Source organism: Ruegeria sp. BC1 (assembly GCF_056539305.1).
The window spans coordinates 52055-77484 of sequence record NZ_JBQFUT010000003.1 but is presented as its reverse complement, the minus strand read 5'-3'; the positions used below and the strand labels follow the sequence as shown (position 1 = coordinate 77484).

The following is a 25430-nucleotide window of genomic DNA, read 5'->3' as shown; positions in this document are numbered from 1 at the left end:
CGTCACCGGACTAAGATCGCCTCATTACGTTCCGCGTCGCGATAGGGTGTAAACTTGATGTCTGTTTTCACTACCTTGACGTTCTTGCGAAAAAGATTGGGCGGCAGGGTGCCAGATTAGCCGCACAAACAGCGGTTCAAACACGCTGACAAGGTGGCCAACCCCCCTGCACGGATGCCCCGCCATACCAGAAGGAGAGCTTGTGCGCTGTGTTCGTCTATGCCCGATACGGCGTAACATAGCGGTATCTTAAGAGAATTATGCGCGATCGATGCGTTCGTGTGGATCACAGCGCACTTAGTCAAAGGATCGCTACCGAGGATTGTGGTCGACGAGACCGGCGAAAACAGAGTGTGGGGCTGTGCGGTAATTAACCGAGGGAAATCCCTGCAATACTCCAGGTGCTCTAAAAAGCTGCCAGGTCGCGTGCCTTAGACTAGTAACCGTTCGGGTCATTTCCGAATTCTCCAAAACGCGACTGAACATAGGTACAGAAGGCCTTATGAATTTTCCCCTGCGCAAAACCATTTCGACCTGCCAATACGATATTCAAAGGACGCAGCTGCGCGCGTAAGCGAAGCGTCTTCACCGATCCTCCGTCATAGGTTGAACCGGTCGCGGGTGACATGACCAGAAAAGTAAAGCCAAACCCTGCTGCAACCGCGCTGCGCACTGTTTCCAGAGATGTAGACACATAGGCGACTTCAGGGGACAGACTTAATTCGGCCAATAGCTCGTCGAAATAATCCCGGCTGCCGGGCCCGTCGAACATAACATAAGGCAGACCGGAAAGGTCCGCGAGATCGACGCTGTCCCGATGTGCCAGCGGATGATCGGCGGCGATAACGACCTGAGGCTGTAGGGTCGAAAGTTGGATCACTTCCAGACCATCCAACGAAGCGCCGCGATCATAGGTCAGCGCCAGATCAATCTCGCCATCACGCAGAGCGGAGGCAAGCGCAGACAAACCCATTTCGCTTTGCCGAATTGAAACATCGGGCATGACGGTGCGAAATCCGCCAATGAGCATTGGAAGGTAGAACGGAGCCAGAGTCCAAAAAGCGCCCAAACGAATTTCTCCGGCAGATTCGACAGCCATCGCGTGGGCTTGATTGCTGACCCATTCCGCTTGCGCTTCCAGACGCGCAACATGCTCAAGAAACAATCGCCCCTGCATTGTGAGCGTTAAACCGCGCGCATGATGGCGGTTAAACAGGACCAATCCTGTCAGACTTTCAAGCTTGTCAATTGCCTGGGCCACGGAAGGTTGCGAGATGTTAAGTGCCCGCGCAGCCTGCGCAATTCCACCCTGTTCGGCAACGGTTCGGAAGTAGGTACACTGGCGGAGGGTAAAGCGAACCATATTTTGCCTATCTTAAGGAGAATAATTTAAAGTTTTTGTATTTTTAAAAAATGGGCAAGTTAAAAATTGCCCGGAGGACATCAGCCTTCTACTGATGGCGCCGGCACCACTACTAAGAGCGGGAGCCATCTATGTCGTCAGACCAAACAGTTTCAGAGCTAATCGATACTGCAAATCGTAAGATGGTGGATGCTGTGGCCATGCCACCCTCGATCTACACAAGTTCAGATTTCCTGAACCGCGAGCTGGAGTCGGTATTCAGCAAAGATTGGGTCTGCGTCGGACGGGCCAGCCGGCTGGCAGATTCCGGTGACTATATGTCTTTTGAACTCGCCGGACAGCCCATGGTGGTTTTGCGGGATAAATCCGGTGACCTGCGCGCCTTCTCGAACGTTTGCCTGCACCGCATGTCCACGATTGTTGAAGGCGAAGGAAATGCCCGCGTTCTGGTTTGCCCCTATCACGCCTGGACCTATGATCTGGAGGGCAATTTGCGCGGTGCCCCGTTCATGAAAGAAACCACCGGGTTCTGTAAAGAAAACTACAGATTGCCTCAGATCCGGTGCGAAGAATGGCTGGGCTGGATTTACGTCTCATTGAATCCCGAAATTGAAAGTGTGTCCTCTCAATTGTCCGAGCTTGAGCGGATGATCTCGCGCTATCGGATGGAGACATATGTCGAATGCTTCCGAGAATTGCATGTCTGGGACACGAACTGGAAAGTCCTGGCAGAGAATTTCATGGAAAGTTATCATCTTCCGGTTTGCCACGCCGATACCGTCGGGGGCCATTCCAAGCTTGAAGAGATGGATTGCCCGCCGGGTCTGAAGAATTTCAACTATCACTGGATTACCAAGGAAGCTTCGCTGCCGATGGGGAACGCGCATCCGGACAATACGCATCTTGAAGGCGATTGGCGGAAAACCACGGCGCTGATCACTATTTATCCCAGCCATCTGATTACTCTGACGCCGGGCTACTTCTGGTATCTGTCGTTGCATCCTAAAGGTACCGGACAGGTCTCCATCGTCTTTGGTGGTGGTCTGTCGCCCGAATTCATGGCTGACCCGAAGGCGGACGAGTATATAGCAACGCTAAAGAAACTGCTGGATGACGTGAATGCTGAAGACCGGGGTTGTACGGAAAAGGTATTCCGGGGTCTGAATGCCAACACCGCACGGCCAGGGCACCTGTCCTATCTTGAACGTCCGATCTATGATTTCACACAATACCTGGCTGAAAAGATCGCCGGACTTAACCGCACCTTTGCATCGTGAGCTTAGACATAATCACCAACCCTGCCCAGCGGTGAGAAACAGGTTAAAAGGTTCCCCATTGTTACGGCAGATGTCGTGTGACCTGGTGTTCATGCTACCCTTGGTTCTGCCAACCAGGCGGCCACACCTTCCTTTCGGATGACTCAGCAGGACGTTGTAAAATTGGCTTTTAGGTAACGTCAATCCTAATCGCCTTCTCTTCTCTGAGCGTGTTGGTCAGCCAATAACAGTCGCGCGTGTCACTACTCTGTTTACTGAGACGTAAATTTGCTGGGCCGTTTGGGGGCGACGTTTTCCTTAATCAAATAAAATGCGGGTCTCTTCATTGGAAGAAAGCAATTCAGGTGTTCCTAGAAGACAACTGAGTGTTCTAGAATGACTGAATAGAAATGGGGATGCATGCTGGTGGTTCGCAGACAGGAATTCTGCAGTGACCGCAAGCGAAAGGATCAAATGTCTGATATCTCGCGCTGGCTAGAGAAACATGGCTTGTCCAAGTATGCTGGGGCCTTTGCCGAGCATGAAATCGAACTTGGCGATCTAACTGAGTTGTCGGATGAAGATCTCATTGCAATTGGGCTTCCCTTGGGCCCAAGACGGCGATTCATAAAAGCTGTTCGAGCTGATGCGAATGAAGGGCATCGACCGGGTAATACTGCGTTAGGCCCCGCGATTGTGGCAGAGCGTCGGCAGCTAACTGTGATGTTTATCGATTTGGTCGGGTCAACGGAAATATCTCAGCGGATCGATCCGGAAGATTTATCTGAAGTTCTTCGGCTTTTCAAAGAAACATGTGCTGCGTCAGTTGCGGCCTTTGATGGCCACATCGCAAGCTACTATGGCGATGGGATTATGGTCTTTTTCGGGTTTCCTCACGCACACGAAGATGACCCGGAGCGAGCCATTCGCGCAGGTCTTCGTATTGTCGAGGAAATTCCAAATATCCGCACTCATGCGAAGCTGAATGTTCGAATAGGGATAGCAACCGGGCTGGTCGTTGTCGGCGATCTACGTGGCGAAAAAATGTTTGAGGATGGAACAGCGATGGGCGAGACGCCGAACCTTGCTGCGCGCCTTCAGGCAATGGCTGATCCTGGCACGATGATCATCGCTCCTAATACTCATCATTTGGCGGGTGATGCTTTCGAATACGTTCTGCGTGGTGCATTCAAGCTAAAAGGTTTTGCCAGGGAAGTTGAAGCCTGGCAAGTGACAGGAGCACGAGATACAGTCAGCCGCTTCATGGCTTTGGATGACGCTCTACTGAACCCTCTGGTCGGTCGCACAGCAGAATATGATACCCTGAATGAAAAGTGGAAGCTGGCAAGTTCCGGTCAGGGGCAGGTTGTGCTGGTGTCTGGTGAACCAGGTATCGGTAAGTCTCGTTTGGTCGAAGAATTAAGACAGAATATTCCGAAGGTGTCGCACACCCAAATTCGATATCAGTGTTCCCCCTACCACTACGCGAGCGCGTTTTATCCTGCCATTCGTCAACTTGAGAATACGGCAGGCCTTCGTTCGGATGAGCCAAATGACGTTAAACTCAAAAAAATCTCGTCCGTTCTGAGCGATCATTCCGACCATGCCCTGAAGCTGGCTGCGTCTCTTCTTTCGGTTCCGTTCGAGGATCAATTGGGGGCACTGAATCTGACCCCCCAGCAACTCATGGATCAGACGTTGGAAATGCTGCTGAGCAATCTGACTTCGCAGGCTGAGGAAAAACCGGTGTTGCTGTTGTTTGAAGACGCGCATTGGATTGATCCCACAACTAACTTGCTGCTTGATCGGATTGCAGAACGAATTCGCGACCTTCGGGTATTGGTTGTTATGACATTCAGGCCTGAATTCGACCCAGGTTGGGCGTTGCAATCCAACCTTTCTAAAGTGGTCCTGAAGCCATTGGATTTCCACCAGGTCAAAAGCATTGTGAACGACGTTGCCAAGGGTCAGTCGATCTCTGGTGAAATGTACGACCTAGTCGCGGCCAGATCTGACGGTGTCCCGCTATACGTTGAAGAAGTGACGAAAGATCTTCTGGAATCCGGGGTTTTGACGACAGGGCAGGATAAATACTCGCTGGGTGGGGCGTCTCCGGCAAGCTCGGTTCCCAGCACGTTGCATGATGCGCTTATGGCGCGGCTTGACCGCCTGAGTTCCGTCAAGGAAATAGCCCAAATCGGAGCGGTAATTGGACCTCAATTTTCGTTTCCGTTGATCGCCAAAGTGGCTCCTATCAGCGATAAGGCGCTACGCGCAGGATTGGAGCTTCTGGTTGACGCCGGCATCGTTACAGTTTCCGAGGAGGACGGCCTGGAAATCTTTAGCTATCGTCACGCCCTTATTCGCGACACCGCCTACAACAGCCTTTTAAAGAGCGAGCGCCGGGTTTTACATGCTCGAGTGGCGCACACGCTGGCAAGTAAAACATCCCACATTGGCGATGCCAGTCCAGAAATTCTGGCCCACCACTACACAATGGCGGGGATGAGCAAGGAGGCCATTGACTGCCGTTATCTCGCTGGCCAACGCGCAGTTCAACGTTCTGCAAATACCGAGGCGAATACACAACTGTCCTTGGCGATCGAGCAGCTGGGCCAACTGACACATAGCGTGGAACGTGACCGGAAGGAAATCGAGGTTCAGGTTCTCAGGGCAGGGGTTTTGCGATCGACCGCAGGAATAGCCGCTGATGAAACCGGGACGGTCTACACAAGAATACGCGACTTGTGTGAGCGGGTGGAAGAAACCGATCACTTGTTCCCGGTATTGAATGGTCTGTATTCCTTTCATTTGGTGCGTGCTGAGTATGATTTGGCCAGGAATGTTTCGACGCAATTGCTGAGCTTGGCGGACTCGACAGGTGAGACACAGCATCAGATGGTGGCGCATCGGGCGATGGGGGCAGTGCTATTTCATATTGGGGAACTGGACCCCGCCTACGAGCACTTGAGTAAAGCGTTAGAGCTTTATAGCCGAAAACGCGACGGGCATTTGGCTTACATCTATGGATCGGACCACGCAGCGATCACGTCGTGCTTTTTAAGCATGGCTGTATGGATGCGCGGAGAGCCCGACAAAGCGCTGGAGATCCAGAAACAAGCGGTTGCTGCAGCACAAAAGCTGGAGCATGCCCACAGTATTGCGCAGTCGCTCACTTACTTGTGCATGCTTCATCTTCTGCGCCGCGAACCCCGGCAAGTACTTGAGATCGCGGATCAGCTCGAGGCGCTGTCTTCCAAACACTCTTTCACCTTCATGTCGCTGACTGCAGCACTCTGGCGTAGTTGGGTGGGTGCATTTCTTTCGCCTGGGCCGGAAACCATCCGCGCGCTGCGAAAGGCGTCGGATGCCTGGTGGGGCAGCGGAGCAGGAAACTACAAACCCTTCTTTCTCACCATGATTGCTGAACTCACCTTGAAAATAGGTGATCGGGAAAGTGCATTGCGGTTGCTAGCCGATGCACGCAGGCAGCAAAGCCTGACTAATGAAGGGTGGGCGCAAGCTGAAACGGCCCGGGTTTACGCTATGGCAGTTTCTGGAAGCCGGGTCGCTGACGCCGAGTTTCGTGAGGCATTGAGTGCCGCCGAACAACAGAATGCGAAGATGTTCGCACTTCGGATAACCGTGGATTACATTAGGAGCTGCAAGGATTTTAAACATGCTCCAGCTTTCGCTGTGGACTTAAGCGCCGTTCTAGGAACAGTTATTGGAGGAGAGCAAACAGTTGAGAAGAACGAGGCTAATAATCTGCTTGGTGAGGCAACTCTGGGTTAATTCTGGACCATTCAGAGTGGCGTCGTGAAAGCCCGTTTTCGTTTCAGCAGATTCTAGAAAAACGCTTCATTTGAAGAGTTCCCACCCCATCAGCGGCACGTGCAACTATGGGCGCCAGAATGGGTGTGTCTTCATCGTTGCAACCAGCGATAGAGGCCTGCGGCAGCATCTGAGATATACACTTCAGCGGTCAGGGGCCGGGCCCGATGTTCCTCGAATTGTCAGGGTCGCTGAATATTCGAAATGACGGACTGGAATCGCGGGGTTTTGCATTCGGTCCAGAAGGATTTCTGCCAATCGCGTACCCAACTTCTTTGGGTTGATTGCCATTGTCGTCAGGCCAGGAGTTGAGACTTCGGCATCCTCGATATCGTCGAAGCCCACCACTGAAAAATCTTGTCCGGGTTTCAAGTTGGACTGGATGAGGCCAAAGCACGCCCCGAGTGCGACAACATCCCCATTGCAGACGATGCCCGTTACCTCGGGGTATTGTTGGCGAAGCGCAGCGATGGCGTCAACACCAGCGCGCTTGGTCTCTTCACACGGCCAGATTATTGGGTTTTTGCCGTCCAGATTATCAATGGCGTCGAGATAGCCGGCAATCCGTTCCTTACGCACGGATGTAAGCTCAGTGCCCCCAAAGTAGGCAATGTGCTTGTGCCCCAAACCAATCAAATGTTGCGTGGCTTGAATGAGCGCTTCGGTATTTAGAACGCCAACGTGATCCAGAGATTGTGAAACCTTTCGCATGAATGTAACAGCGGGAACACCATGAGCATCCAAAAGCTCCATAGCTTCTTCGTTTGTGTTGAACGCCGGAACCCAGATTAAGCCACGGCGACCAAATCGGATGCAAGCTTCCAGGAGACGGTCCTGGCGCTGAAGGTCCCCCTGTGCGTCGAGGACCGACACCATGAAACCTTCGGCCTCCAGTAAGTCGACGGCACCGCTGACGACCTCCGCGTTGAACGGGTTTGCCAGTTTGTTCAGGATGAAGCCGATCTCGCGATTGTCGCCCGATCGCATTGTGGCAGCTGCGTGATTTGGGACGTAGCGAAGCCGCTTGGCTGCGCTCAGAACTTTTTGACGCGTCTTCTCCGAGATTCGGCCCGTTCCACGCATAACCTGACTAACCGTTGGAACCGATACGCCAGCTTCTTTGGCTACGCTTGATAAGGTGGGTTTCTTCGCCATGAATACAGCTTTTTAGATATATCGTTATCTCATGCTGGCAGCCAAAGTCGATTACTTCAAGTGAAATATGATATCCGTGATGAGTTAACTGACTTGACTCGTGATAAAACGATATATCATATTAGCGCCACTCGCCCAGAAACTGGTCCAAGGTTGCCGGCGAGGGAGGGAGGTTGCCGGTTTTCGGTCGGCCTCGGAAATGCGGAGGAAAAAATGTCCATTCATTCGAAACTGGTGGGTGCTGTATCCGGTGTGGCTATGCTTGTTGGCGCAACCGTCGTGCAGGCCGAAACGCTGTTTTGGTCGACCCAAGCCCGTCCTGCGGAAGAGGCGCAAGCCATGCGGACCGAGGTTCTTAGTGGCTATGAGGGTGAGGTAGATTACCAGCCAAATGAAGATGGTCCCTGGCTGACTCGTTTGCAAGCCGAACTGCAAGCGGGTTCGGGTAGCATTGACCTGCTGGGCTCTTTGCATGGCAACTTCTCGGCAATGAATCCTGATGATCTGATGGATCTCAGTGATCTTGGCGTTATGTCCGCCTCTGACACCTTCAACGGGCTGGCAAAGCTTGGAACAGACAGCCTGCAATACATGCCGTGGATGCAAGCGAGCTATATTATGGCCGCTAACAAGGAAGCACTGCAGTACTTGCCTGAAGGGGCAGATATTGACGCGCTGACCTACGATCAGCTGATTGCCTGGACAGCCAATGTCGAAGAAGCGACAGGTCAAAAGAAATTCGGCTTTCCGGCTGGCCCTAAGGGGCTGAAACACCGTTTCTTCCAAGGCTATCTGTATCCCTCTTACACGGACGGCGTAGTGCGGACGTTTGCCTCGCCCGAGGCTGTGACGGCATGGGAGAAATTCAAGGAGTTGTGGAGTCACACGAACCCAGCCTCGACCAACTTCTCGTTCATGCAGGAACAGTTGCTGAACGGAGATGCGTGGATCGTCTTCGATCATACTTCGCGTCTGGCACAGGCATTCAATGAGCGCCCTGACGATTTCGTCGCATTCCCGGCGCCGGCGGGCCCAACCGGTCGTGGCTTTATGCCGGTTCTGGCAGGTGTCGCCATCCCGCGAACAGCACCGGATGCCGAAGGCGCCAAAGCCTTGGTGTCTTACTTGATGCAGCCCGAAACGCAGATCGCAACCCTGAAGGCTACAAACTTCTTCCCAGTGGTTGATGTCGAGCTGCCTGACGATCTGCCGCCTTCGGTCAAAGCGGCCGGTGAAGCGGTTGCCAAAATGAGCGGTTCGGCAGACGCCAACCCAGGATTGCTGCCTGCCGGTCTGGGCAGCATGGGCGGTGATTTTAACCGTGTCTATGTAGATGCATTCGAACGCATCGTTCTGGCCGGTCAGCCCATCGAGCAGGTATTGGAGGACCAAAAGAAACAGCTTGAAAAGATCATGAACGAAACTGGCGCGCCCTGCTGGGCACCAGATGCGCCTTCAGAAGGTGCTTGCCCGGTCGAGTAAGGCCCTTCCAAATGGCCGGGCCACGACAAGAATGGCCCGGATTCCCAGAATTCCCCCCTCAGCGTAAAGGAGCGGTCCGATGGAAGCGCGGCTATTGCCATACTTTCTGATCCTCCCGGTGACCCTATTTCTTTGCCTGTTCTTCCTCTATCCGTTTGCTTTGGTTGCCCAGCAGGCGTTTGGAACTGAGAACGGCTTCTCACTGGATAATTTTCGTGAGGTTGTGAGCTACTGGAAGTTCCCGATCTCGATGAAGAACACCTTCCTTTTGGCGGCAGCCGTGGTGCCGATTCAGTTGGCTCTGTCGCTTTTGATGGCCACAATGGTCACAAGGATGGAAAAGGGCCGCGATCTGGTTCTGTACATCTGGACCATCCCGCTGGGTATTTCGGATCTTGCGGCTGGTATCATCTGGCTGGCGATTTTCGAACAGTCAGGCTTCCTAAACTCGATGATGGTCGGGCTTGGTGTCACAGAGCAACCCGCGAGTTTGCTGAGCTATCAAACCCCCTGGGTTGTGTTTCTGGCGATCATGCTGGCAGAGATTTGGCGGGCGACCGCGATTATGCTGGTGATCCTTGTGGCGGGTATCGGTCTGATTCCCAAGGAATACTACGAGGCCGCGGATGTGTTTGGAGCATCGCGCTGGAAGCAGTTCACCCGTATTACCCTGCCGCTATTGCGACCGTCGCTGCAAACGGCCCTGATCCTGCGCGTCATCCTGGCTTTCGAAGTCTTCGCCGTGGTCGCAGCTCTTGGTGGCACGATATTCCCTGTGCTCATGGGCGAAATCTACGCCTATCAGTTTGACCTTCAAAATGGAGGGGCGGCTGCTGCGCTTGCGATCATCGTTCTGATCATATCGATCGTCTTCACTCTGATCATCCTTCGCGCTCTGCGCGTCCCGAAAGGAGCTACGATATGACGGCTGTTGCTGACGTAGTAGCCCCTGACGCCCGTAAAGCGGGTAGGGGACTTTACCGGGCGGGAGTGATCCTGTTGTGTGCATGGGTGATCGTGCCGCTTTACCTGCTATTCGTGAACACGATGTCTTCACCGGATACGGTGAACAGCTTCCCCAAGAGCTTCCTCCCGGAATTCGACATGGGATCCTTGGAATTTTTCATGGGGTTCCAGGGAATGCTGGCGGCGTTGTGGAACTCGGTTGTGGTTGCCTTGATGACGATGGTGATGTCCATCGCAATCGGAGCCCCGGCAGGTTATGCCCTGTCGCGCTTCGATTTCCGAGGGAAAGAGCTGTTCCGGCTGCTGATCCTACTGACACGGGCCTTTCCGCTGCCGCTTCTGGCACTGCCGCTAGCGGTTCTGTTTATACGCACGGGCCTGGATGACACAGCCATTGGTCTGGCGCTTGTCCACACGACTCTGGCGATCCCTTTCGCGGTGCTCATCACATTTTCTCTCTTCTCGGGTATCCCGTTGGAACTTGAGGAAGCGGCCTGGACTTTGGGCTGCACACGGCTGACCGCTTTCACCAAAGTGATCTTGCCTTTGGTGCTTCCGGGGATCACGGCCTCTGCGATTTTCGCCTTCGTGATCTCGTGGAACGAAGTGTTCGCAGCCGCCGTGCTTACCATCGAGAATCGAACGCTTCCTGCGTTTTTGTTGCAGACATTGGGTGAGGCCCCTTTGCACCTGAAGTTTGCAGGTGGGTTCATCCTTGTTGTGCCTGCGCTGATCTTCATCTTCGCGGTTCGCAAATATCTCTTTGCCATGTGGGGCATCGCCAACCGCTGAGCGGTGGCTGAAAGGAAACTGTTATGGCTGAAATACAGATCAAGAACGTTGCCAAGAATTTTGGGACTTACCAAGCTCTGCACGACATAAACCTGACTATTGCAGACCAGGAATTCATGGTCCTTCTGGGGGCTTCGGGCTGCGGTAAGTCAACGCTTTTGCGCATCATAGCCGGGCTTGAGACAGCGACGACCGGGGAAGTCTGGATCGGAGGCCGCAGGGTGGATCACCTGTCGCCCAAGGACCGCGGTATCTCGATGGTTTTCCAGAACTACGCAGTGTTCCCGCACCTGACGGTATTCGAGAACATCGGCTTTGGTCTTCGAATGCAAAAGCTGCCTGATGATGAAGTCAAACGTCGGGTCGAGCGCACCGCTGGTTTGATGCATATCGAGCAGCTTCTTAAGCGCTATTCCGGCGAGTTGTCCGGTGGTCAACGCCAACGGGTCGCAGTTGCCCGTGCGTTGGCGATGGAGCCGGATGTGATCCTCATGGACGAGCCTCTGTCGAACCTTGACGCATTGTTGCGGATGGAAATGCGCGCAGAGCTAAAGGGCGTTCTGGCTGAAAGCAAGACCACTGCCATCTATGTGACCCATGACCAGGTCGAAGCCATGTCAATGGCTGACCGGATCAGCGTCATGCATCAGGGCAAAATCGTCCAGGCGGCCTCGCCCATTGAGGTGTACCGGGATCCAGCGGCTGAGTTTGTGGCCAGTTTCATCGGCAATCCGCCTATGAACTTTCTTCCGGCTGAAGCAACGGGTTCTGGTCGGTGGACAGTTGCAGGACAGAGCTTTGATGGCCCCGCAAATGGCAAGACCCTGAAATGGGCCATTCGCCCGGAAGACCTGCACATTGCGGATCAGGGCTTTGGAGCGCGAGCCAAAGTTGTTGAGCCTTTGGGCGCACATTTGCTTGTGACTTGTGATGTGGAGGGGCACCAGTTCCGTGCGGTGCTGGACAGTGAACTTAACGTGAAGCCCGGTGACGTGCTTACCCTGGCGCCACAAGAAGGCCGGGGTCGCTGGTTCGACCCGGAAACCACTCTGGCCGTTGCGTAAAGGAGAAGCAGGATGAGCCAAGCGCTGATCGATCAGGCCCGTAAGGTTATGGAAGGCAACGACCGCGGCAACTATACCGTGCCTACCCACGGTCTTTATCCCTTCCAGTGGAACTGGGACAGCGCATTGTCCGCGCTTGGCTTTTCACATTTCGACATGAACCGGGCTTGGGTCGAGATGGAGACCCTTATGGCGCACCAGTGGGATGACGGAATGGTGCCCCATATAGTTTTCCACGAACCTGATGACGGGTATTTTCCCGGTCCTGAGATTTGGCAAACCGGAAAAACTGTGCCCACGACGGGCATTACTCAGCCAGCGGTCGCGGGTTTAGCCTTGCGCAAGCTCTATGATCGAGCCGAAGACAAAGCCGCCGCCCGCGTGCGGCTGGCCAAGCTTCTGCCCAAGGTCCACGCTTGGCATCAATGGTTCTATCGCTACCGAGATCCTGAAAACACGGGTTTGGTGGCAATCATTCATCCATGGGAATCCGGGCGCGATAACTCAGTCGACTGGGACGAAGGCTTGGATGCTGTCCCGATTGAGGGATTGGCACCCTTCACGCGACGTGACACGACACACGCTAACCCCGATCACCGCCCTTCTGACGAGCAGTATAAGCGCTATATTTGGCTGGTTGAACATTTCCGTGGGCTTGGTTGGGACAACTCCAAGCTCCACGATGCCTCGCCTTTCCGGCTGGTTGACCCCGGCTTTAACGGCATTCTGACACGTTCCTGCGATGATGTTGCGCATTTGGCTGACGTCTTGGGCGATCATGCGATTGCATCTGAGGCCCGTGCGATGGCCTCGAAAGGGCGGGCGGCATTGGAAAGCCTCTGGAATCCTGCGTTGGGGCAATATTCCTGTTACAACCGCATGACCGGGCGCCTACAGGATACGCCTACTGTTGGCGGGCTGCTTGCAGCTATTGCGGATATCCCTCCTGCCCGGGCTGAGGTATTGGCGAGAAGGATAGGATTGCTGGCCCAGCGTTGCGGCTATTTGGTGCCCAGCCACGACCCTGCAGATGACGCCTTTGATAGCAAGCGCTACTGGCGTGGGCCGACATGGTTGATCGTCAACTATATGATTGCAGAAGGACTGGCGCGGTCAGGACAGAAGGCGATGGCGGAACGTATCCACGCTAACAGTTTGCACCTCATAGAAAAAAGTGGCTTTGCAGAATATTATGACCCGATGAGTGGCGAGCCATGTGGCGGCGGCAGTTTTACCTGGACCGCTGCGATGGTGATTGAAATCCTCAAGACCCTAAAAGTGCCAGCGTGACTCGTACCGGCATCGAAGAAGTCATGCTTGAAGTCAATGAAATGGATTGCTCATACGGTTTCACCGACAACCGTGACCGCGATTCTTAAAAAATGGACCTGTTACATTCACCCTTCTCGTTGGAGTGTAGAGTGAAGTAGCTAAGAGCGGCGGTAGTTGATTTGGTTAGCTGTTTTTCCCGCTAATTTGAACAGGTGGAGCCTAGGTTTGAATTGACCCGTAAGGATCATGTTAACTAACTCGATGCCATCCAAGATTTATGTGGCTGAAGCCATTGATCGATACCGGTCGCGCTGGTCGCACTTGCGTTCCCCACCAATCCACTTATGAAAGAGCACTCAAATGACCTAAGGAAAAGTTTGCGATGCGCATGCGCGATACGTTCATCAAACCGATGCACCCTGAAGGCATTCGGTTTGTCGCGATCTTTGCCGCCATCACGGTCGGTTTGTTTCTCTTGTCCGACATTCTGGGGTGGATTGGCGTCGGCCTCACTGTCTGGTGCTACTATTTCTTTCGCGACCCGGAACGTGTGCCCCCGGCAGGAGAAGGCTTGATTGTTAGCCCTGCGGACGGAGTGGTTTCGCTGATCGAACCGGCAGTGCCGCCGAAGGAACTTGGCATGCCCGACACGCCTCTTACCCGCGTTAGTGTGTTCATGAGTGTCTTCAACTGCCATGTGAACCGGACGCCCATAGAAGGTGAGATTGCCGCCGTCGCCTACCGTCCCGGCAAGTTTTTCAACGCATCCCTGGATAAGGCCAGTGCCGATAACGAGCGCAACAGCCTGCGAATTCGGATGGGGAATGGTCAGGATCTGGCCGTCGTTCAGATTGCCGGTCTTGTGGCCAGACGGATTGTCTGCTTCGTGAAACCAGGCGACGCGATGCAGACAGGAGACCGGTTTGGATTGATCCGTTTCGGGTCTCGGCTGGATGTCTACTTGCCTGACGGTGTGGAGCCGCAGGTACGCGTCGGGCAAACGATGATCGCCGGCGAAACTATTCTTGCCAGTTTGCTCACCCCCAAAGAATAGTAGGTGCCTGGATCAGTGACAGAACCATCCGAACAGGAAGAGGCCGGGTTTACACTAATCCATTTGCTGCCGAACGTGCTGACAATAACGGCCATTTGCGCTGGCCTGTCAGCAATCAGGTTTGGCGTTCAAGGCAACTACGTGCTCGCGGTCCAGTTGATAATTGCCGCGTGTGTGCTCGATGGGTTGGATGGGCGGATTGCCCGTCTACTTAGCAGCGACAGCAAACTGGGGGCCGAACTGGACTCACTTGCAGATTTCCTGAACTTCGGAGTGGCTCCCCCGCTCGTGCTCTACTTCTGGGCTTTGCAGGATATACGAAGTGTGGCGTGGATTGCCGTTTTGTTCTTTGCGATATGCTGTGTAATGCGTCTGGCTCGGTTCAATGTTAACAGCAAATCCGAGACCAGCGATCAGGACAGCGCCTATTTCGAGGGGGTCCCGGCTCCTGCTGGGGCTTTGTTGGTCATGTTGCCAATGTATATATCCTTCGCTTTTGCGAATGCCCCCTTGCTGCCCAGTATTTTGAATTGCCTTTACATGGCGATCATCGGTCTTCTACTCATCAGCCGTATTCCAACCTGGTCTTTCAAGACCACAAGGATCTCGCGCGAGAACGTAAAGTACTTTCTTATTGGCGTCGTGGTTGTAGGGGCTGCGCTGCTGACATTTGCCTGGGCCACTCTAATCATACTTTGTGGTGGGTATGTAGGAATGGTTGCCTGGGCATGGTTCGACAAGGAAACACATTCTAAGCGTTAAGGACCCGATATGGACATCAAGGCCGTTCAAACCTCTTATGCTCGCTGGGCGCCCGTCTATGACAAGACGTTTGGGGCGATCACCAATGTTGGGCGACAACACGCGGTTGAATACATCAATGGACGTCCTGGAAAGATACTGGAGGTTGGCGTCGGCACCGGGCTGTCCCTGGCACATTACGGGCCCGAGACGCAGGTGACAGGTATCGATTTCAGCGAGGACATGCTGAAAAAGGCACGCGACAAGGTAAAAGATCTATCGCTGGACCATGTCGCGGAACTACGGCAAATGGATGCCCGCACGCTTGATTTTCCAGACAACCATTTCGATACGGTTGTCGCGATGCACGTGCTATCTGTCGTTCCGGAACCGGAAAGGGTGATGGCTGAGATTGCGAGAGTTTGCAAACCGGGTGGCCGGGTGGTGATTACCAACCATTTCAATCGATCGCAGGGCCTGCTTGCGTCGGTAGAGCGCGTTATTGCCCCGTTGGCAAATACGATCGGCTGGCATTCCGATTTCGAGATCGAAACGGTGCTGCAGGAGGATACGCTTTCCGTTGAAGAGCAAAGGTCGATTCCTCCGTTGGGAATGATGACCTTTCTGGTTTTGAGGAAAGAAGCGGGCGTGTAACGGCCCAATAAAATTACTCGGGGCGGCTAGATGGGAGCTGAGTGACATCCTTTTGCCGAGCCATTTAGCACATTCTGCGTCCTAAAATGTAATATGAACGCCTCGCTTGCAGAGTTTCAGGGTGTCTGGAAAGCGGCCACATTCCCATCCTACAATGGTTACTGGCAAAATTCTAAACAAGTCCCGCCATTGTCGTAACAGCAAGAAAGCTTGATTGACGCACAGTGCCAGAACCAGCACAATTTTGAAGGTCCCCATCCTGATCGACGTATCTCGCGCCCCCGCGGTAAATTGCGGGAAGATAGGATGGCCTTCATGCCCCTTTTGTGCCGTAGCCGTAAACTCCGGATGTAGTCGTTTCACAATGAAGCTGACCAATTCGGCTTTAACAAATTAAAGTGGTAAAACTACCTGTCAAAACCTTTCCAGTTTAGGCGTGGTTTTATCTCCTCAAATATGAATGCCGGGTGTACCTGCGGCGGTGCTGGTGGCCAATTTTCAGACTCATAAAAAGGAACCGATTGACGGCTCAGGCCGCAGATGTATTTGCAGACAGGCTCAGCAGGTCGAGGCGTGTGTGGTTGAAATAAACAATAGGGCCGCGTAATCGAGCCCGCGCCTCACATGGGCGCGGGAACTGTTTCCGGGCCTTCATTTGTCAGTGAGAGAAAAAATTCTTCGTTTGACAAAAAGTCGTTTGGAGTTGCCGTCTGCTCAGGATCTTCATCCAAATGCTTTTGGAACTGGCCAATCAAATCCTTGAGCTGTTCTACCAACTCGTTCGTTTCGCCAATCTTCGGAATCTAATCATTTTCCATTGCGACCGAGATTGCCGCGATGGCAGTTTTTTCTGATCTTAACAAAGGAAAGGATACCCAGCTGGCGTTTGTACGGCTGTACTGGTCCGGTTTGACCAAAAATCCTTGCTTTCGACCCAAGTCGATAAATTCGTCCACAAATGTGTGCGATGCGTCGCTCAACTGGTCTGGATGGGCTGATTTGACGAATTTCCGAAACGCCTTGATTTCTGTTTCTGGGAATGTGGATAACATCCTTATCGGAGCGACGTTTTCGTGCATCACCCGGGCTTGACGGATGCGTCTTTGGGCAAACAATTCGTGCCGGCCTTCAACCCACCCGATCCGATGCTGTACCAACCAAGTCGCGCATTCAACGTGGCGGGGCAATCGGGTACCGTTGTATCACATCGTATAAAATCCATTGTCGGACCGACTACACCACTCTGATAACAATTCAGCTATCTGAAAAATCGGGTCGCCTTCCTCCATGTCTTCTGTCCGAAGAACAGCACGCCACGGGACCGAGATGCCGTCTTCCGTTACACGGGTGCCGACGATACGACCTTCTTTGAGCGCGGACTGTATGGCCCAGCTCGACAGAACGCTTGTGCCCAAATCCGACGCAACCAACTCTACGATCGCTTCGGGCAACTCAACGGTGGCCGCCCATTTAGGATAGCTGTCGGTGGGACGGAACAGCAGCGCGAATTCGCGGTCAGGCTCGGGCACCTTAGTGTAAGTGATGAAGGGTTCGCCCACAATATCGGCACCCTCGATAAAGTCCCGCCCGGCCAGTCGGTGGTTGGGCGGCATGATATACAGCAGCGGATCTTCAAACAGATCCATGCTGCTTAGTCCTGCTTGCGAGACATTGCCGGACATGATCGCAATATCCAGATGTCGGTTCAGTAGCCCGCTCAGCGGATCGCTGTGCGCACCGGCCATAATTTGAATGTCGATACCGTCCGTGCGCGATTTCATGAATTTGATGAAGGACGGCAACCAGCGGTAGTTGCTGTATGCTTCGACCGACAGGCGTACCACGTGCTGTACGTTGGCATTCATGCGGCGCACGTCCTCTTCGGCGCGGCTGAGGTCGGTCAGGATTCGCTCAGCCACGACGGCCATGTAATCCGCCGCAGGAGTCCGCCGCAGCTTTTTGTGCATACGGGTAAACAGCGGCACGTCCAGACGGCGTTCAGCCTCGCGCAGGCGATGGGACAGGGCCGAAGGGGTAACCCCAAGTTTCTTGGCCGCATCGGTGATCCGGCCGGTTTCGATTATGGCCTGTATCAGTTGCAGGTGACGCAGATCGAGCAGAGGTTTCATGGGTTCTTAGCCTGAAAAAAATTCACGAAATCGAAAAAACTTCGAAATTGAATTTCAGTCAATATAAATGTGAAATCGCCCCAGATTTTCATTTGGAGCATCCTCTATGAACGTTGACGCCAATCGCGCGATCGAACAGGACAAGGCACATCACGTGCATCCGCAGTCGAATTTGCGCCAGCATTCCGAGCAAGGTCCGACCATGATAACTCATGGCAACGGGGTGTTCATTTATGACAGCGAAGGCTGCGAAATCATCGACGGATTTTCCGGTCTGGGCTGTGTCTCGCTAGGCTATCACAACGAACGGCTGTCGAACGCGGCCAAACGGCAGATGGACGTTCTGCCTTTTGCACCGACTTTTTACAACCGCTCGCACCCGCGTGTGGCGGAGCTGGGCGAGCGACTGATCAGCATGGCGCCCGGCAACATGAACCGCGTGATGTTCCAGTGCTCGGGATCTGAGGCGAACGACACTGCAATCAAATTGCTGTGGTACACCAACACCGCCAAGGGCGAGCCGAACCGCCGCAAAATCATCGGCCGGGTGCGCGGATACCACGGTAACACAGTGGCGACCGTGTCGCTGTCCGGCCAGCCGCATATGCACGCCAAGTTCGGCCTGCCTCTGCCTGAATTCAAACATACCGAACTGCCGAACTACTACCGGTTCCACATCGACGGCGAGAGTGAAGAAGAATTCTCGGCCCGGATGGCGGCCAAGTTCGAAGAGCTGATCCTTGCCGAGGGCCCCGAGACCGTGGCCGCCTTCTTTGCCGAACCCGCCATTTCCGGTGGCGGCGCGCTGATGCCGCCCGAGGGCTACTGGAAAGAAATGCAGGCCGTTCTGCGCAAATATGACATCACGTTCCTGGCCGATGAGGTCGTCTGCGGCTTTGGACGCACCGGTAATATGTGGGGGTCACAGACTTGGGGGCTTGAGCCCGACATGATCTCGTGCGCCAAGGCTCTGTCGGCGGCGTTCTTCCCGATCTCGGCCCTGATGTTCAAAGACGAGATGTATGCCGACATGATGAAGAACTCGGACGAAGTCGGCACCTTTGGCCACGGTTACACCTATGCCGGTCACCCGGTAGGGGCTGCGGTGGGGCTCGAGGCGCTGGATATCTACGATGAGATTGATCTGGTGGGCCATGTCCGCAAAGTGTCGACCCGGTTCCTTGAGAAGTGCCGCGCCATGGCCGACCACCCTCTGGTAGCCGAAGTGCGCGGCGTCGGACTGTTCTGCGGCTTCGAGCTGATGAAGGACGCAAAAACCCGCGAACCGTTCGATCCCTCTTGGAAAGTGGGTGAGCTTGTGCAGAACTTTGCCCATGATCGGGGCTTGTATCTGCGGGCGATCGGTGACCGGATGAGCTTTATGCCGCCGCTGATCATCAATGAAGACGAGATCGACGTTGCAACCGAACGGTTCAAGGGCGCATTGGATGACGCTTGGGCCGTGGTCCGCGCCAAGATCTGATCACCTTTCCGGGATCGGGGCCAAGCTCTCATCCGATCCCAGCGCCGCCCGACTCTCCCCACCCTTAGGCGGCGCGCTTTATTTTTGGAATGCCCTCAGCCTGCCAAGGAGAACAGGGATGACGACACACCTGGAACCGAAACTGCCCGACGCAGGACTTGCCGGAATTTACATCAACGGAGCCTGGCACTGGCCTGAGGGACGTCTGGCTGTCGAGAACCCCTCACGCCGTGCGCCGATTTGTGAGGTCGGTCGCGGCACGTCAACCGAGGTTGACTTGGCTGTCGCCGCCGCCCGTGCCGCGCTACCAGCGTGGCGTTCTCTGGCAGCGAGCGAGCGTGGCAAGTTGTTGACAGAACTCGGGCGTCGCTTGGAAGAGAATGCTGAAGAGGTGGCCCGTGTTCTGGCCGCCGAGTCGGGCAACGCCATCAAGACGCAATCGCGTGGTGAAGCGAAGGGCGCCGCCGGGGTGTTGAAGTATTATGGTGGTGTAGCGGTTGAGCAGAAGGGCGAGACCCTGCCGCTTGGCCCCGGTCTGCTGAGCTATTCCACCCGTGAGCCGCATGGGGTTGTAGGCTCGATCATCCCCTGGAACTCACCGCTGCAATTGGGGGCAGTGAAGATTTCGATGGCCTTGGTGACCGGCAATTGCCTGGTGCTGAAACCCGCAGAAGACGCGCCACTGGCGATTCTGAAACTGGCCGAACTGGCCGATGGTCTGTTCCCGCCAGGTGTGTTCAACGTTGTGACCGGGCTGGGGGAAGAGGCAGGGGCCGCGCTGGCCTCGCATCCCGGCATCGACAAGGTCTCGTTCACCGGATCAAGCGAAGTGGGCAAGCTGATCGGTAAGGCCACCGCCGACCGCATCGCCAAGCTAACGCTGGAATTGGGCGGCAAGTCTCCTACGATTGTTTTCCCGGATGCCATTGCCGAAGGCCGTCTGGACAGCACCGCGCAACAGGTTGCCAATGCAATGCGCTTTGCCCGTCAGGGTCAAAGCTGCACCGCTGGCTCGCGCCTGTTTGTGCACAAGGACATTTGGGATGAGTTGATGCCCAAAGTGGCCGAGAAGTCAGCGGCGCTGAAAGTCGGCGACGCGCTGGACCCGGAAGTGGATATGGGTGCGGTCGTGAACGCCGAACGCTATGGTGAAATCCGTGCCTATGTGGCTGAGGCCGAGGCCGAAGGTGCAACTTTCCTGATTGGCGAAACGCCAACTGAAGACCCGGTTGGGTTTTGCCCCAATCCAACGATTATCATCGGCGTCGACAACAACTGGCGGATCGCACGGGAAGAAGTGTTCGGCCCGGTCATGGTCGCCATTCCCTTTGAGACCGAAGAAGAAGTGATCGCGATGGCCAATGACACCCATTACGGGCTGGCCGCGTTCCTGTTTACGCATGATGTCAGCCGGATCACCCGACTGACCCGCGCAATTGACGCAGGCTGGATTCAAGTCAACCAGGGCGGCGGGCAAATCCCTGGTATGTCCTATGGTGGCACCAAGCAATCGGGCATGGGCAGCGAATACTCCATCGAAGGTGCGCTCGAGGCCTATACCTATCGTAAATGCGTCACCATCAATATCGAGGGCGGCGCGTGAGCACGGACCGGTTCGGCAATGCCATTGACCCGGGCGTGGGATATGCCCGGGGATCGCTGCTGCAAGGCTCGGCAGATGAGGTGCGCAGGCTGGCGCAGGCCGCTCGCGTGGCCGCGGATTTTGTGGCACGAGAAGGCATCGACAAGATCGCCATCTGCACCGGTAACTTGCGGTTCTACCCAGCCACGCCGGACGATCTGCCCCTGTTGTGCGAGGAATGGATCGGCCCCGGTCTGTTTGGTGAAGAACTGCGTCAGGCCGCTATCGCCCATCTGGGCGGGCAGGGGCATGAAACGGCGGCGGTCGTGAATCGCACAAGTGCCGGGATCGTGGCAACTGTACTGGCCCATTCTGGCGGCAAGCCGGTGTTGTCTCTGGTGGCAGAAGGCGACCGCAGCCATGCTTCGGTCCTGCGCGGTGCGCGGCTGGCCGGAGTTCCTGTGCGTGAGGTGCATGACTTTGACTCCGTGAAACTGGGGCTGGCCGAAGCCAGCCCGGCGCTGTTTGTGATCACGCCTGTGACCTCCGAACTGTCGATGCTCAGCGATGAACTGATCCGCAACGCCGTCGCGGCAGGGAAAAAGGCGGGTTGCGTTACCTTTCTCGACGATGCTTATGGCGCGCGGTTTCGTCCGGTGCTGCATGGTGGCGGAGCGTCGCTGTCCTTTGGGGCCGATCTGGTTATTACCAATGCGGACAAGGCCGGTCTCTCAGGTCCGCGTGCCGGAGTATTGTGCGGCGACCCGGCAGCGTTGATCCCGGCTCAGGCCAAGGCCGGTGAGTTGGGGATGGAAGCCCGCGCGCCGGTCGCCGTGGGGGCAATGCGCAGCCTGCAAGGTTTTACCCCTGATCTGCTCATCCAAGAGGCGCAGGATGGGCAAGACTTGGCCGACGCGCTGGAGTCTGCACTTGGGTATGGGCATGTGAGCCGTTCGGCGCTCGGGCCGAAGATCGACGAACAGGACGCGATGGAGATCGTTCTGGGTATGGCAGGCATCGACGAAACCGATGTGGTGCCTGCCGAGGTCACTGCGGCCATCGGCATGTTGATGCTGCGGGAGAAAGGGATCGTGACGGTAAACACACACGGCCAACCCGGCGGGCGCGTTTCGATCCGGTTAAAGCCAACTACGGGTGCGGTGGCGCGGGCCGGGGGCGCAATGGCGGTAGCTGACTGTTTGATGTCGGCAATGCGCCAGACGGCAGCCCATCTGAACGACAATTCTTGGTTTGCAGCCACACTGTTTGGAGAGACTTGAATGGCCGATACGGCTCTGATCACCCGGCTGGACAATCGGCTGGACCAGTTGGTGAACATCGACATGGGTGAGCGTGGTGTTGAGCACTTGTTCGAAGCTGCGCGTTCGCTTGAGGGTCGCTCGCTAATCGGTGCCGCAGCCGACGCGCTTATGGCAGTGCCCGAGGGCGGGACGGTCGTGTTAACAACCGGTTCAGTCTCACGCGCGTGGATCACGGCGGAACTGGGCGAAAACGATGGGCCTTCGGGCGCGGCGGCGATTGCGCGGACGTTGGTACTGGCGCGCAACGTGACCTGCGTGATGCTGTGTGAAGAGACACTGCTGCCCGCGATCCAGAACACCTGTCAGGCGGCGGGTCTGTTCCCGGTGACGCTGGAACAGGCGGCGATTGCCAAGGCAGATAAAAGCCTCACCACGATCGTCATGCTGCCCTACGCCACCGATGACGCAAGTGGTCAGGCGCAAGCCGAGACACTTTTGAACGAACTGAACCCCGATCTTCTCTTCTCGACCGAGCGCGTCGGGCGCAACGAATTCGGCGTCTATCACTCGATGCGTGGCATCGACTATGGCATGGGCCGTGCGCGCGTGGATTTGCTGTTCGATCTGGCGCTGGAGCGCGGCATTCCGGTGGTGGCCGTCGGTGACGGCGGAAATGAGATCGGCATGGGCAAGGTCGCTGACCATGTGAAAGCGCATGTGCCTTATGGTGACACCTGCCAATGCGGCTGTGGCGGCGGGATCGGAGCGGTCACCAGCTGTGACGTGCTGGTGACGGCCGCCTGTTCCAACTGGGGCTGCACCGCGATTGTCGCCGCCATGGCAGCCCGCGCGGGCAATGCCAAACTGCTGCACACGCCTGAACGCGAGGCACTGCTTCTTGATACGATGGTCGCTAATGGCCTGATCAACTCAACCCTCGGGATCGTTGATGACAGTGTCGACGGCTTCCCCCGCCAAAGCCATATTGCGGTCGCCGAACTCTGCCGCACGATCGTGAGTCGCGCGCTCTGACAACTCACAGGACTGACCCATGATCCAAGACAACCCCGCCCTTATCGACGCCATTCGTGACCGGTTTGCCCATGTTGATAGTTGCCCATTTCAGGGCGAGCGTATCTTCTTCGAAAACGCCGGTGGTGCTTTGACTCTGAAATCGGTGGCCGAGACCTCGGCATTTTATGCTGCGATCCCGGACAATCCGGGCCGCATCAACCCGGCGGGGCAGGGCACGCAGAATGTGATCAACAAGGCCAAGGAAGACTTGGCTGTGTTCATGAACGCCTCAACCGGGCAGTTTTTCGCCGGAGAAAGCGGAACCGAGCTGCTTTTCCGCATGATCCGCACCGCTTGTTTGGCCGCACCCAAGGGCGCAAAGGTGATCGGATCCTCTATCGAACATCCCGCCACCCGCAGCGCGGCGCGCCGCTGGGCCGAGATTGCCGGGCTGGACTACGTAAACGTGCCTCACGACAATGAGACCGGGCTGGTCACGCCCGAGGATTACACCGCGTTGATGACGCCGGATGTGGCGGTTGCGACAATCCTGCATGCTTCGCCCGTTACCGGCATGGGCATGGATGTGGCCGCAATCTCGTCCGCAATCCGGGCGGTTTCACCCGACTGCATGATCATTGTCGACGGCATCCAGCACGCGGCCCATGGGCAGTTGGATCTGGATGACTACAAAGTCGACGGCTACGCGATCTCGCCCTACAAAGTTTTTTCACGTCACGGCTACGGCATAGCTTGGATTTCCGACAAGCTGAGCGCCACGCCCCATGACATGCTGATCGATGCCCCTGCCACCGGCTGGGAATTTGGCACCCGTGACACCGGCTCGTATGCCACCGTCTCGGATGTGGTCTCCTATTTCGACTGGCTGGGCGGAGAAGTGTCTGACGAAACCGAACCTCGGGCGCGCATCGAGGCCGCAGGGCGCGCCATCCACGCCTATGAAACCCACCTGACCCGGACCGCAATCAATGGCACCGGCAACCTGCCGGGTCTGCGCGACATGGATCACGTGACCATTCTGGCCGGAACCGATAATCCTGCACGTGAAGGATTAGTGTCGATCGTGGTCGATGGGCAATCGTCTGAAGATGTAGTCGCTACCCTGAACGAACAGGGCATTCGAACGCATGTGCGCAAGGCCGACCACTACTCGGGCAACGTCCTTACACCGCTTGGGCTGCCGGACTGCATTCGCATTTCGTTCTGTCACTACAACACCGAACAAGAGATTGCCCGCCTGCTGGGCGCGATCAAGGTGTTGGGTCAGGAGGGCTGACGGCCTAAGTGTTGACCTGAAGCAGGAGAACGAGTGTGGGTCACTTCGATACGGACCTCAGAGTAAACCGGGGTGATCGGGTCGACCTGCACCGATTTGTCTTTTTTTGGTTTTGCCGGGATTTTCCGCCTTGGATCTGGCATCCGGCACCGACTCGCTTGCTGCCGCCAACACTGCGTTGGGCAAACCCGTGTTCCATTGGCATATCGTCAGCGAGGGTGGGAATCCCATCCGGTCCTCGTCTGGCATGACCGTGGACGTAGAAGGGGATTTGCCGGATGTCCGACGTGATGATTGCATCGTTGTGTGCGGGGCACTTGATGCGCAGCAGCAATCGCCATCCAAGAAGATCACGGGCTGGCTGCGACAGGCAGCCCGGCTTGGGTCGCGCTTATGCGGGATAGGCGGGGGCGCTTTGTTCCTGGCGCGCGTCGGCCTGGCGGTTGAGGGCAGGATCAGCGCTCATTGGCGCCTGCAGCCTATTTTCGAGGAAAGTTTTCTGAAACTGGACTCTGCCTGTACCATCTACGAAACCGAAGAAAATATCGCTTCTTGCGGCGGTGGAGCGGCGACGTTGGATCTGTTTTCCGAGTTGATCCGACAAAAGGCCGGGGCTGAGGCCTCGAACCAGGTGGCGGATTACTTGCTCTGTGCTTCTATACGATCAGTCAGCAGCCGCCAGACCATGACGGACGTTTGCCGATTGCAACACCGGAACAAGAAACTCTCGAAAGCCGTGGCCGTTATCAAGGACTGTCTGGATAATCCTCTCCCAACCTCTTTGATCGCGGATCAGGCAGGCCTATCAACGCGGCAACTTGAACGGCTATTTGCGCGCTACATGGGCAGCACGCCCAAGAACTATATGACGGAATTGCGGCTGGAGAGGGCACGGATGCTGCTGCAACAGACCGACATGCGCGTCATCGATGTCGCCATCGCCTGCGGGTTTTCTTCAGTCAGCCATTTCTCGAAATTGTACCGAAAGCAATTCGGTCTGTCGCCACATGCAGAACAGAACGGCCCCTAG

19 protein-coding genes are annotated in these 25430 nt (G+C 55.6%); 16 read left to right on the top strand and 3 right to left on the bottom strand.

The features are described 5' to 3' along the window. Window positions 1-436: 436 nt before the first annotated feature. Window positions 437-1363 (bottom strand): LysR substrate-binding domain-containing protein, encoded by a 927-nt coding sequence (locus ACR0IY_RS08550; RefSeq protein WP_480672223.1) that lies wholly within the window; start codon window positions 1361-1363, stop codon window positions 437-439. Between the two features lie 131 nt (window positions 1364-1494). On the opposite strand from ACR0IY_RS08550, the gene ACR0IY_RS08545 reads away from it, so the two are divergent. Both ACR0IY_RS08545 and ACR0IY_RS08540 read left to right on the top strand, forming a co-directional pair. After that, window positions 1495-2640 (top strand): aromatic ring-hydroxylating oxygenase subunit alpha, encoded by a 1146-nt coding sequence (locus tag ACR0IY_RS08545; protein ID WP_480672221.1) that lies wholly within the window; start codon window positions 1495-1497, stop codon window positions 2638-2640. Between the two features lie 453 nt (window positions 2641-3093). Further along, entirely contained in the window at window positions 3094-6414 is a 3321-nt protein-coding gene (locus ACR0IY_RS08540) for an ATP-binding protein (protein ID WP_480672219.1), read from the top strand. A gap of 183 nt (window positions 6415-6597) precedes the next feature. On the opposite strand, the gene ACR0IY_RS08535 is transcribed toward ACR0IY_RS08540, so the two are convergent. After that, a complete protein-coding gene (locus tag ACR0IY_RS08535) occupies window positions 6598-7608 on the bottom strand; it encodes a LacI family DNA-binding transcriptional regulator (protein ID WP_480672217.1) in 1011 nt (336 codons plus the stop codon). Between the two features lie 213 nt (window positions 7609-7821). On the opposite strand from ACR0IY_RS08535, the gene ACR0IY_RS08530 reads away from it, so the two are divergent. The 8 genes from ACR0IY_RS08530 to ACR0IY_RS08495 all read left to right on the top strand — a co-directional run bounded on the left by ACR0IY_RS08530 (window position 7822) and on the right by ACR0IY_RS08495 (window position 15633). Next, window positions 7822-9090 (top strand): ABC transporter substrate-binding protein, encoded by a 1269-nt coding sequence (locus tag ACR0IY_RS08530; protein ID WP_480672215.1) that lies wholly within the window; start codon window positions 7822-7824, stop codon window positions 9088-9090. A gap of 79 nt (window positions 9091-9169) precedes the next feature. Continuing rightward, a complete protein-coding gene (locus tag ACR0IY_RS08525; RefSeq protein WP_480672213.1) occupies window positions 9170-10015 on the top strand; it encodes a carbohydrate ABC transporter permease in 846 nt (281 codons plus the stop codon). Beyond that, the gene (locus tag ACR0IY_RS08520; protein WP_480672211.1) at window positions 10012-10848 is read left to right on the top strand and encodes a carbohydrate ABC transporter permease; all 837 of its coding nucleotides are present in this window, start codon (window positions 10012-10014) and stop codon (window positions 10846-10848) included. Before ACR0IY_RS08525 ends, ACR0IY_RS08520 begins: the two co-directional genes overlap by 4 nt. Before the next feature lie 23 nt (window positions 10849-10871). Next, entirely contained in the window at window positions 10872-11912 is a 1041-nt protein-coding gene (locus tag ACR0IY_RS08515) for an ABC transporter ATP-binding protein (RefSeq protein ID WP_480672210.1), read from the top strand. A 12-nt stretch (window positions 11913-11924) separates the two neighbouring features. Further along, window positions 11925-13202: an MGH1-like glycoside hydrolase domain-containing protein gene (locus ACR0IY_RS08510; protein WP_480672208.1), complete on the top strand. Its 1278-nt coding sequence runs from the start codon at window positions 11925-11927 to the stop codon at window positions 13200-13202. Between the two features lie 364 nt (window positions 13203-13566). Continuing rightward, on the top strand, window positions 13567-14238 hold the full coding sequence (locus ACR0IY_RS08505; protein ID WP_480672206.1) for a phosphatidylserine decarboxylase: 672 nt from the start codon (window positions 13567-13569) through the stop codon (window positions 14236-14238). A gap of 15 nt (window positions 14239-14253) precedes the next feature. Beyond that, window positions 14254-15000: a CDP-diacylglycerol--serine O-phosphatidyltransferase gene (gene pssA, locus ACR0IY_RS08500; RefSeq protein ID WP_480672204.1), complete on the top strand. Its 747-nt coding sequence runs from the start codon at window positions 14254-14256 to the stop codon at window positions 14998-15000. Between the two features lie 9 nt (window positions 15001-15009). Further along, complete coding sequence (locus tag ACR0IY_RS08495) at window positions 15010-15633, top strand: class I SAM-dependent methyltransferase (protein WP_480672202.1); 624 nt, start codon at window positions 15010-15012, stop codon at window positions 15631-15633. Window positions 15634-16835: 1202 nt separating this feature from the next. Here the strand turns inward: ACR0IY_RS08495 and ACR0IY_RS08490 are convergent. Then, window positions 16836-17762: a LysR family transcriptional regulator gene (locus tag ACR0IY_RS08490; RefSeq protein ID WP_480672200.1), complete on the bottom strand. Its 927-nt coding sequence runs from the start codon at window positions 17760-17762 to the stop codon at window positions 16836-16838. 106 nt (window positions 17763-17868) lie between these two features. On the opposite strand from ACR0IY_RS08490, the gene ACR0IY_RS08485 reads away from it, so the two are divergent. The 6 genes from ACR0IY_RS08485 (at window position 17869) to ACR0IY_RS08460 (ending at window position 25430) form a co-directional block, all read left to right on the top strand. Further along, the gene (locus ACR0IY_RS08485) at window positions 17869-19245 is read left to right on the top strand and encodes an aminotransferase (RefSeq protein ID WP_480672198.1); all 1377 of its coding nucleotides are present in this window, start codon (window positions 17869-17871) and stop codon (window positions 19243-19245) included. A gap of 118 nt (window positions 19246-19363) precedes the next feature. Then, complete coding sequence (locus tag ACR0IY_RS08480; protein WP_480672196.1) at window positions 19364-20848, top strand: aldehyde dehydrogenase family protein; 1485 nt, start codon at window positions 19364-19366, stop codon at window positions 20846-20848. Beyond that, a complete protein-coding gene (locus ACR0IY_RS08475) occupies window positions 20845-22107 on the top strand; it encodes a PLP-dependent aminotransferase family protein (protein ID WP_480672194.1) in 1263 nt (420 codons plus the stop codon). The genes ACR0IY_RS08480 and ACR0IY_RS08475 overlap by 4 nt, the downstream gene beginning before the upstream one ends. After that, the gene (locus tag ACR0IY_RS08470) at window positions 22108-23121 is read left to right on the top strand and encodes a glutamate cyclase domain-containing protein (protein WP_480672192.1); all 1014 of its coding nucleotides are present in this window, start codon (window positions 22108-22110) and stop codon (window positions 23119-23121) included. Between the two features lie 19 nt (window positions 23122-23140). Continuing rightward, on the top strand, window positions 23141-24400 hold the full coding sequence (locus tag ACR0IY_RS08465) for an aminotransferase class V-fold PLP-dependent enzyme (protein ID WP_480672190.1): 1260 nt from the start codon (window positions 23141-23143) through the stop codon (window positions 24398-24400). 106 nt (window positions 24401-24506) lie between these two features. After that, window positions 24507-25430 (top strand): GlxA family transcriptional regulator, encoded by a 924-nt coding sequence (locus ACR0IY_RS08460; RefSeq protein WP_480672189.1) that lies wholly within the window; start codon window positions 24507-24509, stop codon window positions 25428-25430.

Bases quoted from the DNA above. Each gene is read 5' to 3' on its own strand.
- ACR0IY_RS08550 (WP_480672223.1), bottom strand. From the start codon at position 1,363: ATGGTTCGCTTTACCCTCCGCCAGTGTACCTACTTCCGAACCGTTGCC.
- ACR0IY_RS08545 (WP_480672221.1), top strand. From the start codon at position 1,495: ATGTCGTCAGACCAAACAGTTTCAGAGCTAATCGATACTGCAAATCGT.
- ACR0IY_RS08540 (WP_480672219.1), top strand. From the start codon at position 3,094: ATGTCTGATATCTCGCGCTGGCTAGAGAAACATGGCTTGTCCAAGTAT.
- ACR0IY_RS08535 (WP_480672217.1), bottom strand. From the start codon at position 7,608: ATGGCGAAGAAACCCACCTTATCAAGCGTAGCCAAAGAAGCTGGCGTA.
- ACR0IY_RS08530 (WP_480672215.1), top strand. From the start codon at position 7,822: ATGTCCATTCATTCGAAACTGGTGGGTGCTGTATCCGGTGTGGCTATG.
- ACR0IY_RS08525 (WP_480672213.1), top strand. From the start codon at position 9,170: ATGGAAGCGCGGCTATTGCCATACTTTCTGATCCTCCCGGTGACCCTA.
- ACR0IY_RS08520 (WP_480672211.1), top strand. From the start codon at position 10,012: ATGACGGCTGTTGCTGACGTAGTAGCCCCTGACGCCCGTAAAGCGGGT.
- ACR0IY_RS08515 (WP_480672210.1), top strand. From the start codon at position 10,872: ATGGCTGAAATACAGATCAAGAACGTTGCCAAGAATTTTGGGACTTAC.
- ACR0IY_RS08510 (WP_480672208.1), top strand. From the start codon at position 11,925: ATGAGCCAAGCGCTGATCGATCAGGCCCGTAAGGTTATGGAAGGCAAC.
- ACR0IY_RS08505 (WP_480672206.1), top strand. From the start codon at position 13,567: ATGCGCATGCGCGATACGTTCATCAAACCGATGCACCCTGAAGGCATT.
- ACR0IY_RS08495 (WP_480672202.1), top strand. From the start codon at position 15,010: ATGGACATCAAGGCCGTTCAAACCTCTTATGCTCGCTGGGCGCCCGTC.
- ACR0IY_RS08490 (WP_480672200.1), bottom strand. From the start codon at position 17,762: ATGAAACCTCTGCTCGATCTGCGTCACCTGCAACTGATACAGGCCATA.
- ACR0IY_RS08485 (WP_480672198.1), top strand. From the start codon at position 17,869: ATGAACGTTGACGCCAATCGCGCGATCGAACAGGACAAGGCACATCAC.
- ACR0IY_RS08480 (WP_480672196.1), top strand. From the start codon at position 19,364: ATGACGACACACCTGGAACCGAAACTGCCCGACGCAGGACTTGCCGGA.
- ACR0IY_RS08470 (WP_480672192.1), top strand. From the start codon at position 22,108: ATGGCCGATACGGCTCTGATCACCCGGCTGGACAATCGGCTGGACCAG.
- ACR0IY_RS08465 (WP_480672190.1), top strand. From the start codon at position 23,141: ATGATCCAAGACAACCCCGCCCTTATCGACGCCATTCGTGACCGGTTT.